This window comes from Streptomyces sp. CA-250714, assembly GCF_050936705.1.
Classification (GTDB): Bacteria; Actinomycetota; Actinomycetes; order Streptomycetales; family Streptomycetaceae; genus Streptomyces.
The window spans coordinates 3,121,052-3,132,880 of the sequence record NZ_JBNJMI010000002.1 but is presented as its reverse complement, the minus strand read 5'-3'; the positions used below and the strand labels follow the sequence as shown (position 1 = coordinate 3,132,880).

Below are 11,829 nucleotides of genomic sequence, written 5' to 3'. Positions count from 1 at the left end.
AACAGGCAGGAATGGTCGGGCCATTGGCGGCCTGCCGCACTTCCGGCCGTCCCTCCCGGCCGGGGGTTTCAGCGGAAGAACTGTCCCGGAGTGAGCCCGACAGTGCGGCGGAACGTGGCGATGAAGGCACTCGCCGAGGCGTAGCCCACCCGGTGCGCGACGGACTCCACGGAGCGCCCCTGGGCCAGCAGCGGCATCGCCTCCTGCACCCGCAGCCGCTCCCGCCAGCGGCCGAAACCGAGCCCCGTCTCGGCCGTGAACAGCCGCGCCAGCGTACGGGCGCTGGCTCCGGCGACCTGACTCCAGGCGGCCAGCGGGCGGGAGTCGGTGAGGTCGGCGTGCAGCGCTTCGGCCACCGTGCGGGCCCGCGGGTCGGTCGGCCAGACCAGCCCGATGTCCCGCGCGGGCACCGGCTGGAGCAGGTCGAACAGCACTCCCTCGGCGCGTCGGCGGGCCGGCCGCGAAAGCCCGGGCCCCGCAAGGTGGTTGATGAGCTCGCGCAGCAGCGGCGGTACGGCCACCACTGTGGGCTCCGGCCAGGCCACCGGGCAGTGCGTGGGCACGATGTAGGGGCTGCACATCTCCGCCGCGCTGGTGGCGCCCGTCGCGTGCGGGGTGTGCGCGGGGATCCACAGTGCGACGGAAGGCGGCAGCAGCCAGGTGCCGCCCGGCGCGCGTACCGACAGCAGTCCACTGGTGCACCAGGCCAACTGGTGCGCCGGATGTTGGTGCTCCGCGAACCATGAGCCCCGCGACAGCGGGAAGCTGCGTACCACAAGGGCCTGCTGTCCGGACGGAACGTCGCACGGGGGCAGCGACTCGTGAGGCTGTCCGTATGGCGGCATCAGTTGGCAGCGTACGCCGTAGTGGACGACCGCCGGTCCGGCTTAGCTTCCCCGTATGCCGATGAACAGAGCGCACCGGAGACTGTGCAGTTCCGAGAAGTGGGCCACAGGCGTGCGGGAGCAACTGCTGCCCTGGGCACTGGAGGACGTCGAACTGGGCGAGGACATCGTCGAGATCGGGCCCGGATACGGGGCCAACCTGCGGGTCCTGATCGAGCGGGCGCCCCGGGTGACCGCTGTCGAGATCGACGGCGCGATGGCTGAGCAGCTGCGCGGTAAATGGGGCGACCGTGCGCGCATCCTGCACGCTGACGGGGCCGATATGCCGCTGCCTGACGCGGCGTTCTCCGCGGTGGTGTGCTTCACGATGCTGCACCATGTGCCCACCGAGGAGCAGCAGGACCGCATTTTCGCCGAGGCGTACCGCGTGCTGCGGCCCGGCGGGACGTTCGCGGGGGCCGACAGTCAGCCGAACTTCCGCTTCCGGCTGCTGCACATCGGGGACACCATGAACACCCTCGACCCCGGCGCGTTGCCGAAGAGGCTGTCCCGCGCGGGGTTCACCGACATCGCCGCGGACCGCCATCCCGAGAGCGGCGGACTGCGCTTCCGCGCCCGGCGCCCGGCGTCCGGCGGCTGAGCCGGCCGCTCCTCAGTGCAGCAGTTTCAGCCCCACCACCCCGCCGACGATCAGCAGCAGGCACAGCAGCCGGGCCGCAGTGACCGCGTCCCCCAGCACGGCCATTCCGTAGAGCGCCGTACCGACAGCGCCGATCCCCACCCACACCGCGTACGCCGTGCCCAGCGGAATCCGCGACACGGCGTACGACAGGCCCGCCATGCTGGCGGCAAGGGCGACCAGGAAAAGCACCGACGGCCACAGCCGGTGGAAGTTCTTCGACGCCTCCAGAGCGGTTGCCCATAGTGTCTCCAGGCAGCCGGAGATGATCAGTACGCCCCAAGCCGGTCCCATCGGGTGCTCCACCGCCCTACCGTCGCCACCAGTGCTCCTCGCGCCCGCTCGCCCGTTCCCGCTCGCCCTCGCCGTGGGGGCCGACCTCGTGGCCGGCGGTGGCGGGGCCGGTGGGGGCGTCCGAGGGGTTCGGCGTCGGCTGCGGGGTGGACAGGATGTCCTCCAGCTCCTGCCGCACCGTGGCGGCCAGATAGCGGCTGACGCCCGGGCCCAGCGCCGCGTCCGCCGGGTCGGTGGAGGTCTCCTTCACATCGGCCACCACGACCGTGCTGCCCGGCGGGATCTCCGCAGTCAGCTCCTCCAGCCCTTCGTTCGTCTCGATCACCCGACGGGCGTCGTGGCCACCGCCGATCAGCCCGCCCGTGCCGAACCCCAGCAGGGCCCCCTTCGGGCCGCCCACCAGGCCCAGCAGCGCACCCACGAGCCCGCCGACGGCGAAGCCGGTGGCGCCGCTGATGTGGTCCACCTCGCCGAGGACCTCGGCGTTCCCGTCCACGTCCCGGCCGATCACCCGCGCCTCGCGCAGTTCGAGCGCGCCCTGACGGTGTGCGCTGTCCAGCTCGTCCAGCGCGTGCAGTGCCGCTCCGGAGCCCCGTTCGGTGAAGTCGGCGCACAAGATGTTTTCCGTCATACGCCCACCATCGGTGCTCCCACGGGAGACGGCATCCGCAGTCCGGCACCGGCGCCGCGACCTGCTGCTTCGCCCCGGGACACCCGGGCGACCGACTGGCCGGTCGGTATGGGATGCGGGGTGCGACTGGCACGGCCGGGGTGCGGCGGGTGAGGGTGGCCCCATGAACGTCGCGTTCCTCTTCCCCGGGCTGGGCTCACTGCGAGCGGGCATGCTGCACCGGCTGCCGGACACTGCCGCCTCGGCCACCGTTCTCGCCGAGGCCGAGTGGGGCCACCCCGGTGGGATCGCACAGCTGGACACCGCCGAGGCACTGGCGGAGTCCGAGGTGGCGCGGCATGTGAGTCTGCTGGTCGCCGGGGTGGCGGGGGCCAGGGCACTGGTGGAGGACGAGGAGGTGCGGCCGGCCGTCGTGGCGGGGCACGGCCTCGGCAGCTTCGCCGCGGCCGTCGTCGCGGAGCTGCTGACCTTCCCCGAGGCGCTGCGGGCGGTACGGATCCGTGCCGAGCTGCTGGAACGGGCCGAGGAGCCGCCGCACGACATCGGCATCCGGATGGCACAGCACCTGGCGACGATCCCGCGCCGCGCGCACAAGCTGCCCTATGTGGCCTGCACGAGCGGTGCGTGTCTGCACGGTGACGCCAACGGTGTCTTCGACGATCTTGCCCGTTCCGTCGCACTGCCGGTGCGCTGGGCGGAGATGACGGCGGTCCTGCGGGAGACGGCCGCCGACCGGTGGGTGGAGCTGCCGCCGGGCCGTGCTCTGACCGCGCAGCTTGGGGGAGAGGGAGCCGACGCGGCGGGGCCCGGGCCCGGAGTGCGGGTGGTTTCGGTGGAGGAGTGGGGCATTGCCGAGGCCGCGGACCTCGCGCGGGGTGCGGAGGGTGACGCGGCGGGCGAGGGGCCTGCGTACGTGGGCTGAGAGGGCTTCTCAGCGGCGCTTGCGGAGTGGCTTGACGAGGAGACGTTGCGGAGCGGCTTCACGAGGAGACCTTGCGGAGCGGTTTCACGAAGCAGCGGCTCTCCTCGTGGAACCGGTAGAGGCCGAACTTCTCCTCAGCCGGCTCGTACCCCGCGGAGGTGTAGAGCGCGATGGCCTCCGGCTGCTCCATGCCCGTCTCCAGCACCATGCGTATTCGCCCCGCCTCCTGTGCGTCCTGTTCCAGCAGGGCGAGGATCCGCCGGGCGATGCCCTGGCCGCGCGCCTCGGGTATGACGAACATGCGCTTCAGCTCGGCGTCGCCGTCCGCATAGTTCTCGTCCTTCTCGTCCGGCCCTCGCGCGGCGTCCATCGAGCGCCAGCCGCCTGTGGCGACCGGCCGCATCTCGTCGTCGTTCGCCAGCAGGTACAGACCGCGCGGCGGCTGGAACATCGCGGGATCCAGCGGCGTCGCGTCACCTTCCGGGTCGCCGTAGCGCAGCGCGTACTCCTGGAGCACGAGCTCGTTGAGCTTCCGGGCGTCCGGGTGATCGAAATGGGCGGGAACGATCTGCATTCCGGCATCGTAAGGTGCGGGCTCTTTTCGCATGTGGTGCTTTTCCTGTCCCCGTGCTGGTCGCCCTCCGGTGGTGCTTGTCACCCCTCGGCCATGAGGCCGGGGAGGCCGCTGCCGCATAAGGTGCGGTCGTCCGCGTACCGATGGGGAGCATGTTTTGCGCAAGGTGAGCACGGTGAACGTCAATGGGCTGCGGGCAGCGGCCAAGAAGGGGTATGGGGAGTGGCTGGGGGCCACCGAAGCGGACGTGGTCTGTCTCCAGGAGGTCCGGGCTGAGCCCGAGCAGCTGCCTGAGGCGGTGCGGTATCCGGAGGGCTGGCACGCCTTCTGGGCGCCCTCCTCCGCGAAGGGCAGGGCCGGTGTCGCCCTGCTCACCCGTCGGGAGCCCGACAGTGTGCGGGTGGGGTTCGGCACGTCAGAGTTCGAGGAGTCCGGCCGCTATGTGGAGGCGGACCTGCCCGGCGTGACAGTGGCCAGCCTGTATCTGCCCTCCGGGGAGGTCGGTACGGAGCGGCAGGACGAGAAGGAGCGCTTTATGGCGGCCTTCCTGCCCTACCTGTGCGACCTGCGTGAGCGTGCGGCGGCGGCCGGGCGTGAGGTGCTCGTCTGCGGTGACTGGAACATCGCGCACCAGGAAGCCGATCTGAAGAACTGGCGCGGCAACAAGAAGAACTCCGGCTTCCTGCCAGAGGAGCGGGCCTGGCTGTCCCGCGTCCTCGACCCGGCCGAGGGCGGCTACACGGATGTCGTCCGCTCGCTCCACCCGGATGTGGCGGGCCCGTACTCGTGGTGGTCGTACCGGGGGCGGGCCTTCGACAACGACACGGGCTGGCGGATCGACTACCACGTGTCCACGCCCGGGCTGGCGGGCCGTGCGGTGAAGGCGTACGTCGAGCGGGCCGCCACCCACGCGGAGCGGTGGAGCGACCACGCGCCGGTGACCGTCGACTTCGGGCCCTGACCGTCGACTTCGGGCCCTGACGCGGGCGGAGGGAGTCCGGCGGCTGCCGTGGTCTTGTGCGGCCGGGAGGAGGCGGGTCACCGTGGAGCCGGGTGGGGCGTCGCCGTCCCAGGGGAGGTTGCCATGGACGCTGCCGCAGAGTCGGGAACCGATGACGGAGGAGTGGGAGCCGCGGGGAGAGCCGACGGCGGATCGGGTGCCGTCGTACTGCCCGCCGCGCGGATCGGTGACGGTGCGCACCATGTGATCGCGGTGCACGGCTGGTTCGCGGACCGGCAGGCGTATGCGCCGGTGTTCGATGTCCTGGACCGGGCCACGTTCAGCTACGCGGTCCCCGATCTGCGGGGCTACGGCGAGGCGCGGGACATCGCGGGAGCCTTTACGACCGATGAGGCAGCGAGGGACGTGCTGGCGCTGGCCGATGCGCTCGGCTGGGAACGGTTCTCGCTCGTGGGGCACTCGATGGGCGGCGCCGTCATCCAGCGAGTCGTGCTGGCCGCGCCGGAGCGGGTGCGCCGGATGGTGGGTATCGCGCCGGTGCCCGCGAGCGGGGTGCCGTTGCAGGGCGAACAGTGGGAGCTGTTCGCGCAGGCGGCACAGCGTCCGGCCAACCGCAGGGCGATCATCGACTTCAGTACGGGCAACCGCCGTCCGGACGCCTGGCTGGACCTCATGGTCGAGCGGTCGATGTCGTGCACCGATCCCGGTGCTTTCCGCGCCTGGCTGGACTCCTGGGCACTGGAGGACTTCCACGAGCGGGTGCGCGGCTGCCGGGTTCCGGTCCGGCTGGTGGTCGGTGACGGCGACCCGGTGCTGTCGGCGGAGGTGATGCGTACGACATGGCTGCGCTGGTACACGGCCGCCGAGTTGGTGGAGCTGCCCGCCGCCGGGCACTATCCGCTCGACGAGACGCCGCTGGAGACCGTCCGGGCGGTGGAGGACTTCCTGCGTGCGGACGACCTGTCCGCGGAGGATCTGCCCGCGGACGGCGGCGCGTGATGGACACCGCCCCCGGGACCGCGTCCGCCGCCGGGGCCGCGGCCGCCGCGTCCGCCGCCGAAGCGGATGCGGACGTGGACATGGACGTATTCGATCCCCGCCGCTACGCCTCCGGGCTGCCGCACGAGGCGTTCCGCGCGCTGCGGGACCGGGATCCGGTCGCGTGGCAGGAGGAGTACGAGGTGCTGGGCTGGCCCGCGGGGCCGGGGTTCTGGGCGGTGACGCGGCACGCGGACGTGCTGCGGGTGCTGCGCTCGCCCGCCGACTTCTCCTCCTACGAGGGAGCCACCCAGATCCGCGACCCGGACCCGGAGGATCTGCCGTTCATCCGGCGGATGATGCTCAACCAGGATCCGCCCGCGCACAACCGGCTGCGCACCCTTGTCAGCCGGGCGTTCACCCGGCGCCGGGTCGAGCGGTTCGAGGCGGAGGTACGGGCGCGGGCCCGGCGGTTGCTGACGGCGGCGGGCCGGGAGGCCCGGGAGCGGGGCAGCTGCGATCTGGTGGCCACGGTCACCGACGATTTCGCGCTGCTGAACCTCGCGGATCTGCTGGGCGTACCGGCCGGGGACCGTGGTCTGCTGCTGGAGTGGACCGAGCGGATCATCGGCTACCAGGACCCGGACCAGGCTCACACGGTGCTCGGTCCGGACGGCCGCCCGGCCAACCCGCGGTCGCCGGCGATGCTCCAGGAGATGTTCGACTACGCGGGCCGGCTCGCGGCGTACAAGCGCGCACACCCGGCGGACGACGTGATGACCGCGCTCGCCCACGAACTGACCGGCGCCGAGCTGGAGATGTTCTTCTTCCTGCTGACGGTGGCGGGCAACGACACAGTGCGCAGCGCGGCCCCCGGCGGACTGCTCGCACTGGCGGAAGACCGCGAGGCGCAGCGCAGCATGCGCCGACTGGTGTGGGCCGGGGAGGTGAAAGCGCAGGCTGTAGCTGTGGAGGAGCTGTTGCGCTGGCATACTCCCGTGCTCAGTTTCCGGCGCACAGCAGTGCGCGATCTCGAACTGTCGGGACGTCGCATCAGTGCCGGGGACAAGGTGGTTGTCTTCCACGCCTCGGCCAACTACGACGAGCGGGTCTTCACCGCGCCGCACACCCTGGACCTGGCCCGGATGCCGAACCCGCATCTGGCGTTCGGCGAGGGACCGCACGTCTGTCTGGGCGCACACTTCGCCCGCCTTCAGTTGCGCGTGCTGCACCAGGAGGCGGCCCGGCTGCTGCCGCCTTACGAGCTGCTGCCGCGCGAGTCGGAGCCCGGCGCCGCGGGGGGAGTGCGCCGGCTAGTCTCCAACTTCATCCACGGCGTCAAGTCGCTCCCCGTCCGGCTGTCCGCCGCTTAGCCACTCCTCCAGCTCCGCCCGCATCCGCCGGTCCAGGGCGAGGCCGAGCTCCGCCTCGACGATCTGTTTGGCGACCGGTGCCAGGCGGGCGAGCAGATTGTTGAGTTCGGCCGGATCGGTGGAGTTCTGCCGCGGCAGCAGGTGGGAGCGGAAGATCCGGGCGAAGGTGGCGGCGATCTCGTCCGTCTGGGCGCGCAGTTCCCGGCCCGCCTCCAGGACGTCGGCCAGCGGGATGCCCTTGGCGACCAGGTCGGCGGAGCCCTCCAGCAGGCGGCGGCTGGTGTGTACGAACTCGTCGCCGTCGATGGCGACATAGCCGAGGTCCAGGGAGGCGGCCAGGTTGTCGACGGTGACCTCGCCCTGGAAGTAGTCGGCGAGCTCTTCCGGGGTGAGCCGGACGGGGGTCTCGTCGGAGAACGGGGTGAACACGGTGCTGTCCAGTCCCATGACCTCGGCGGCGGAGCGTACGTCGCGGCCCTTCTCGAAGGCGTCGAGCAGATCGGCGATGCCGCCGAGGGTGTGGCCGCGGGCCAGCAGTGCGGTGATGCTGCGCAGCCGGGCCAGATGGTGCTCGTCGTACCAGGCGATACGGCCCTCGCGGCGGGGCGGCGGGAGGAGTTTGCGTTCGCGGTAGAAGCGCAGGGTGCGGGTGGTGATTCCGGCGGCCTCCGCCAGCTCGTGCGCGCGGAACTCCCGCTTCTCCACGGTCGGCTCACCGACCGGACCCTCGTCGGTTGCGCCTACCCGACCCCCGCCCGCGGCGTCGGCCGAGCCACCGTCCACTGCGCGGGCCCGGCCCCCGCCCGCTCCGTCGGCCGGGCCGCCCGCACGACCCCCGCCCGTCACCGGCCCGCGCCCGGTCGGCTCGCCCGGCCCGTCCGTCGTGTGTTGCTCGTTCGCGCTCGCCACGTCGTCCAGCGTAAGTGGCCGCCGTGGGCCGCCACCTCGGTGCAACCGCCGGTAACTTTCCTCGCGCCGACCCCTACCCATGGGTATCCCGCTGCCCTACTCTCTGATCGTGCCAGTGATTACTGGCACAGTTGTGGGTCCCCCACGAGAGCGCAGCACGCAGCACGCGACAGATCCCGGGAGGCGGCGGCATGGCGGCCGAGCACGAGCAGGAGCACGTACGGGTGGCGGTGATCGGAACCGGATTCGGCGGCCTGGGGGCCGCTGTCCGGCTGCGGCGCGCGGGGGTGACGGACTTCGTCGTCCTGGAGCGCAGGGAGGCCGTCGGCGGCACCTGGCACGACAACACATATCCCGGGTGCGCGTGCGACATCCCCTCGCACCTGTACTCGTTCTCCTTCGCGCCCAACGCGGAGTGGCCGCGCAGCTTCTCGCCCCAGCCGGACATCCGCGCCTACCTGGAGCAGGTCACCGACACCTTCGGACTGCGCCAGCACATCCGCTTCAACACCGAGGTACAGCAGCTGAGCTGGGACGCGGACGAGCTGCACTGGCGGGTGGAGACCTCGGCGGGCACGCTGACCGCCGACGTGGTGGTCTCGGCGACGGGGCCGCTGTCCGAGCCCAGGCTGCCGGACATCCCGGGGCTGGACTCGTTCGAGGGCAAGGTCTTCCACTCCGCCACCTGGGACCACGACTACGACCTGCGGGGCAAGCGGGTGGCCGTCATCGGCACCGGCGCCTCGGCCATCCAGATCATCCCCGCGATCCAGCCGGTCGTCGGCGAGCTGACCGTCTTCCAGCGCACCCCCGCCTGGGTGCTGCCGCGCAACGACCGCCGGATCAGCAAGGCCGAGCGGAAGCTGCACGCCCGTATCCCGGCCACCCAGAAGCTGCGCCGCTTCGCGCTGTGGGGTGTACGGGAGCTGGAGACGCAGGTTTTCGCCAACTACCCCAAGCTGCTGCCCGCCGTGGAGCAGGTCGCCAAGCTGCACATGCGGCGTGCCATCAAGGATCCGGGGCTGCGCCGCAAGCTGACTCCGGACTACCGCGTCGGCTGCAAGCGCTGCCTGCTGTCCGACGACTACTATCCGGCGCTCGCCCAGCCCAACACGCGGGTCATCGACTCCGGTCTCAAGGAGATCCGCGGGAACACGCTGGTCTCCGCGGACGGCCGTGAGGCGGAGGTCGACGCGGTGGTCTTCTGCAGCGGCTTCTACGTCTCCGACATGCCCGTCGCGCACCTCGTCAAGGGCGCCGACGGCGAGACGCTGGCCGAGTCCTGGGCCGAGGACGGGATGAACGCGCTGCGGGGGACGACCACCACCGGCTTCCCCAACTTCCTGTTCGTCATCGGCCCCAACACCGGTCTCGGCACCAGCTCGATGGTGCTGATCATCGAGGCGCAGCTCAACTACCTCGTCGACTACGTGCGCAAGCTGGACACCCTCGGCGGCGGCGACAAGGTCGCGCTGGACGTACGGCCCATCGCGCAGCACACCTACAACGCCAAACTGCGCGAACGCATCAAATCCAGCGTCTGGGACACCGGCTGTACGAGCTGGTACCTGGACGCGCAGGGCCGGCCCGTGGCCGTATGGCCGGGCACCACCGCCGAGTTCCGCAAGATCACCCGCGAGGTGTGGCTGGAGGAGTACGAGGTGCTGCGGGCGCCCCGTGATGGCGGCGGGGCCCGGGCGGGCGCCGCGGGCCGTAAGGCGCCGCTGCTCGCCGGGAGCGTCAGCAGTCGGGCCGCAACCGGTGCTTCCGTGCGGGACGATGTGCCGGAGGACGTGCGATGAGCCGTATCGCCGGCACGGACCGGCACGAGGGACTGACCGGTCGGTATGTACCGCCCATGCCCGCCCGCGAGCTGACCGCGCGCTCCGGGGACGGCGTACGGCTCCCCGTCGAGGTGCACGGCCGCGCCGACGACCCCGCCGTCGTCCTCGCCCACGGCTGGACCTGCTCGACGCTGTTCTGGGCGCCGGTCATCCGGGAGCTGACCGCGAGCGGCCACCGCGTCATCGTCTACGACCAGCGCGGGCACGGCCGCAGCCCCGCCGCCGCGCTCCCCGCGGCGTACAGCACCGCCATGCTCGCCGACGACCTGTGCGCCGTACTGGACGCCGCGCTGGAGCCGGGTGAACGGGCCGTCGTCGGCGGCCACTCGATGGGCGGTATGACCCTCATGGCCGCGGCCGGCAGAAGACAACTGCGCGAGCACGCCGCCGCGTTGCTGCTGTGCAGCACCGGCGCCGAACATCTGACGGGCCAGGCGCGGGTGCTGCCGTTCCGCTCTGAACGGATGCGCACCCTCGCGCACCGGGCACTGCTGGGCTCGGCCGCCCCGCTGGGCCCCGTCTCACCACTGACCCGTAAGGCCCTCGCGTACGGCACGCTCGGGCCCGCCCCGGACGCCGCGGCAGTCGAGGCGACGGCGCGCATCGTGCACGCCTGCCCGAGGCGCGTACGGTCCGCGTGGGGCGGGGTGCTGGCCGGGCTCGACCTGTCGGCCAAGGTGCCGCACCTGGACGTGCCCACCGCCGTCGTCATCGGCACCCACGACCGCCTCACCCCGCTGCCGCACGCCCACCGGCTGGCCGCGCTGCTGCCCCACTGCACGGGCGTGCACGAGTTGGAGCGGCGCGGGCACATGACGCCGCTGGAGGAGCCGGAGACGGTCAGCGCCGTACTCGCGGGACTCGCCCGGAAGCACCTCGCAACCAAGGACATGGAGGAGACGAGCGCATGAGCAGGGTCAGTCTTGAGGGCCAGGTCGCCGTCATCACGGGCGCGGCCCGCGGCGTGGGGGCGCTGCTCGCGCGGAAGATGGCGGCGCGTGGCGCGAAGATCGCGCTGGTCGGGCTGGAGCCGGACGAGCTGAAGCGGGTCGCCGCCTCGCTGCACACCGACTCGGCGCACTGGTACGCCGACGTGACCGACCACGAGGCCATGGCCGAGGTCGCCCGCGAGGTCAAGGAGCACTTCGGGAAGGTCGACATCACCGTCGCCAACGCCGGGGTGGCTGCCGGAGGACCGTTCATGGACTCCGACCCGGTCGCCTGGCGCCGGGTCATCGAGGTCAACCTTATCGGCGGCGCCGTCACGGCGCGCGCGTTCCTGCCCGTACTGGAGGAGTCCCGGGGCTACTTCCTGCAGATCGCCTCACTCGCCGCCATCACGCCGGCGCCCATGATGACCGCGTACTGCGCCTCCAAATCCGGTGTGGAGGCCTTCGCGCACAGCCTGCGCGCTGAGGTGGGCTACAAGGGTGTCGGCGTCGGCGTGGGCTATCTGAGCTGGACCGACACCGATATGGTGCGCGGTGCCGACGCGGACGAGGTGATGCGGGACGTACGGCAGCGGCTGCCGTACCCGACGAACAAGACCTACCCGCTCGGCCCGGCTGTCGACCGGCTCGTCGCGGGCATCGAACGGCGCTCCCCCCACGTCTACGGGCAGTGGTGGCTACGCGGTATGCAGGGCATACGCGGCTATCTTGCCCCCCTGATCGGCGGCCCACTGGGCCAACGCGAAATGAGGGCTGTCGCCCCTCGCCTGGAAGCCGCGGGCGGCGTCTCGACGGCCCTCGTCGGCGCGGGCGGCGAGGCAGACGAGAGGGCGCGCGCCGCATAGGGGCTGCGCTTGCCCACCCTGCGC

General features: G+C 71.9%; 13 protein-coding genes. 8 read left to right on the top strand and 5 right to left on the bottom strand.

The features are described 5' to 3' along the window. Positions 1-68: 68 nt before the first annotated feature. A complete protein-coding gene (locus ACQEU8_RS32825) occupies positions 69-845 on the bottom strand; it encodes an AraC family transcriptional regulator (protein ID WP_433107600.1) in 777 nt (258 codons plus the stop codon). A gap of 55 nt (positions 846-900) precedes the next feature. Here ACQEU8_RS32825 and ACQEU8_RS32820 point away from each other — a divergent pair, with 55 nt between their 5' ends. Beyond that, positions 901-1,485: a class I SAM-dependent methyltransferase gene (locus ACQEU8_RS32820; protein WP_433107598.1), complete on the top strand. Its 585-nt coding sequence runs from the start codon at positions 901-903 to the stop codon at positions 1,483-1,485. 12 nt (positions 1,486-1,497) lie between these two features. Here the strand turns inward: ACQEU8_RS32820 and ACQEU8_RS32815 are convergent, their stop codons facing one another. Together ACQEU8_RS32815 and ACQEU8_RS32810 are read right to left on the bottom strand one after the other, a co-directional pair. Beyond that, positions 1,498-1,818 carry a DMT family transporter gene (locus ACQEU8_RS32815; protein ID WP_433107596.1) on the bottom strand — a complete coding sequence of 107 codons (321 nt, stop codon included), beginning with the start codon at positions 1,816-1,818 and terminating at the stop codon, positions 1,498-1,500. Between the two features lie 16 nt (positions 1,819-1,834). Beyond that, on the bottom strand, positions 1,835-2,449 hold the full coding sequence (locus ACQEU8_RS32810; protein WP_433107594.1) for a DUF1269 domain-containing protein: 615 nt from the start codon (positions 2,447-2,449) through the stop codon (positions 1,835-1,837). 163 nt (positions 2,450-2,612) lie between these two features. Here ACQEU8_RS32810 and ACQEU8_RS32805 point away from each other — a divergent pair, with 163 nt between their 5' ends. Next, positions 2,613-3,371: an acyltransferase domain-containing protein gene (locus ACQEU8_RS32805; protein ID WP_433107592.1), complete on the top strand. Its 759-nt coding sequence runs from the start codon at positions 2,613-2,615 to the stop codon at positions 3,369-3,371. 58 nt (positions 3,372-3,429) lie between these two features. Here the strand turns inward: ACQEU8_RS32805 and ACQEU8_RS32800 are convergent, their stop codons facing one another. Further along, a complete protein-coding gene (locus ACQEU8_RS32800; protein ID WP_433107590.1) occupies positions 3,430-3,945 on the bottom strand; it encodes a GNAT family N-acetyltransferase in 516 nt (171 codons plus the stop codon). 157 nt (positions 3,946-4,102) lie between these two features. Here ACQEU8_RS32800 and ACQEU8_RS32795 point away from each other — a divergent pair, with 157 nt between their 5' ends. The 3 genes from ACQEU8_RS32795 to ACQEU8_RS32785 all read left to right on the top strand — a co-directional run bounded on the left by ACQEU8_RS32795 (position 4,103) and on the right by ACQEU8_RS32785 (position 7,257). After that, positions 4,103-4,906, top strand: a complete 804-nt coding sequence (locus ACQEU8_RS32795; protein WP_433107588.1) for an exodeoxyribonuclease III — start codon at positions 4,103-4,105, stop codon at positions 4,904-4,906. Between the two features lie 123 nt (positions 4,907-5,029). Then, entirely contained in the window at positions 5,030-5,905 is an 876-nt protein-coding gene (locus tag ACQEU8_RS32790; protein ID WP_433107586.1) for an alpha/beta fold hydrolase, read from the top strand. An 80-nt stretch (positions 5,906-5,985) separates the two neighbouring features. Beyond that, a complete protein-coding gene (locus ACQEU8_RS32785; protein WP_433108876.1) occupies positions 5,986-7,257 on the top strand; it encodes a cytochrome P450 in 1,272 nt (423 codons plus the stop codon). On the opposite strand, the gene ACQEU8_RS32780 is transcribed toward ACQEU8_RS32785, so the two are convergent. Then, positions 7,198-7,962: a MerR family transcriptional regulator gene (locus ACQEU8_RS32780; protein ID WP_433108874.1), complete on the bottom strand. Its 765-nt coding sequence runs from the start codon at positions 7,960-7,962 to the stop codon at positions 7,198-7,200. The genes ACQEU8_RS32785 and ACQEU8_RS32780 overlap by 60 nt on opposite strands. 395 nt (positions 7,963-8,357) lie before the next feature. Between ACQEU8_RS32780 and ACQEU8_RS32775 the strand changes: the two genes are divergently transcribed. From ACQEU8_RS32775 to ACQEU8_RS32765, 3 genes are read left to right on the top strand one after another with little or no spacing between them, the layout of a single operon-like run. Further along, positions 8,358-9,968 (top strand): flavin-containing monooxygenase, encoded by a 1,611-nt coding sequence (locus ACQEU8_RS32775; RefSeq protein WP_433107584.1) that lies wholly within the window; start codon positions 8,358-8,360, stop codon positions 9,966-9,968. After that, positions 9,965-10,921: an alpha/beta fold hydrolase gene (locus tag ACQEU8_RS32770; protein ID WP_433107582.1), complete on the top strand. Its 957-nt coding sequence runs from the start codon at positions 9,965-9,967 to the stop codon at positions 10,919-10,921. Before ACQEU8_RS32775 ends, ACQEU8_RS32770 begins: the two co-directional genes overlap by 4 nt. Then, the gene (locus ACQEU8_RS32765) at positions 10,918-11,805 is read left to right on the top strand and encodes an SDR family oxidoreductase (protein ID WP_433107580.1); all 888 of its coding nucleotides are present in this window, start codon (positions 10,918-10,920) and stop codon (positions 11,803-11,805) included. The genes ACQEU8_RS32770 and ACQEU8_RS32765 overlap by 4 nt, the downstream gene beginning before the upstream one ends. Positions 11,806-11,829 lie beyond the last annotated feature (24 nt).

Coding starts and splice junctions, on each gene's coding strand:
- ACQEU8_RS32800 (WP_433107590.1), bottom strand. CDS start 3,945: ATGCAGATCGTTCCCGCCCATTTCGATCACCCGGACGCCCGGAAGCTC.
- ACQEU8_RS32810 (WP_433107594.1), bottom strand. CDS start 2,449: ATGACGGAAAACATCTTGTGCGCCGACTTCACCGAACGGGGCTCCGGA.
- ACQEU8_RS32765 (WP_433107580.1), top strand. CDS start 10,918: ATGAGCAGGGTCAGTCTTGAGGGCCAGGTCGCCGTCATCACGGGCGCG.
- ACQEU8_RS32815 (WP_433107596.1), bottom strand. CDS start 1,818: ATGGGACCGGCTTGGGGCGTACTGATCATCTCCGGCTGCCTGGAGACA.
- ACQEU8_RS32825 (WP_433107600.1), bottom strand. CDS start 845: ATGCCGCCATACGGACAGCCTCACGAGTCGCTGCCCCCGTGCGACGTT.
- ACQEU8_RS32790 (WP_433107586.1), top strand. CDS start 5,030: ATGGACGCTGCCGCAGAGTCGGGAACCGATGACGGAGGAGTGGGAGCC.
- ACQEU8_RS32805 (WP_433107592.1), top strand. CDS start 2,613: ATGAACGTCGCGTTCCTCTTCCCCGGGCTGGGCTCACTGCGAGCGGGC.
- ACQEU8_RS32820 (WP_433107598.1), top strand. CDS start 901: ATGCCGATGAACAGAGCGCACCGGAGACTGTGCAGTTCCGAGAAGTGG.
- ACQEU8_RS32775 (WP_433107584.1), top strand. CDS start 8,358: ATGGCGGCCGAGCACGAGCAGGAGCACGTACGGGTGGCGGTGATCGGA.
- ACQEU8_RS32770 (WP_433107582.1), top strand. CDS start 9,965: ATGAGCCGTATCGCCGGCACGGACCGGCACGAGGGACTGACCGGTCGG.
- ACQEU8_RS32785 (WP_433108876.1), top strand. CDS start 5,986: ATGGACGTATTCGATCCCCGCCGCTACGCCTCCGGGCTGCCGCACGAG.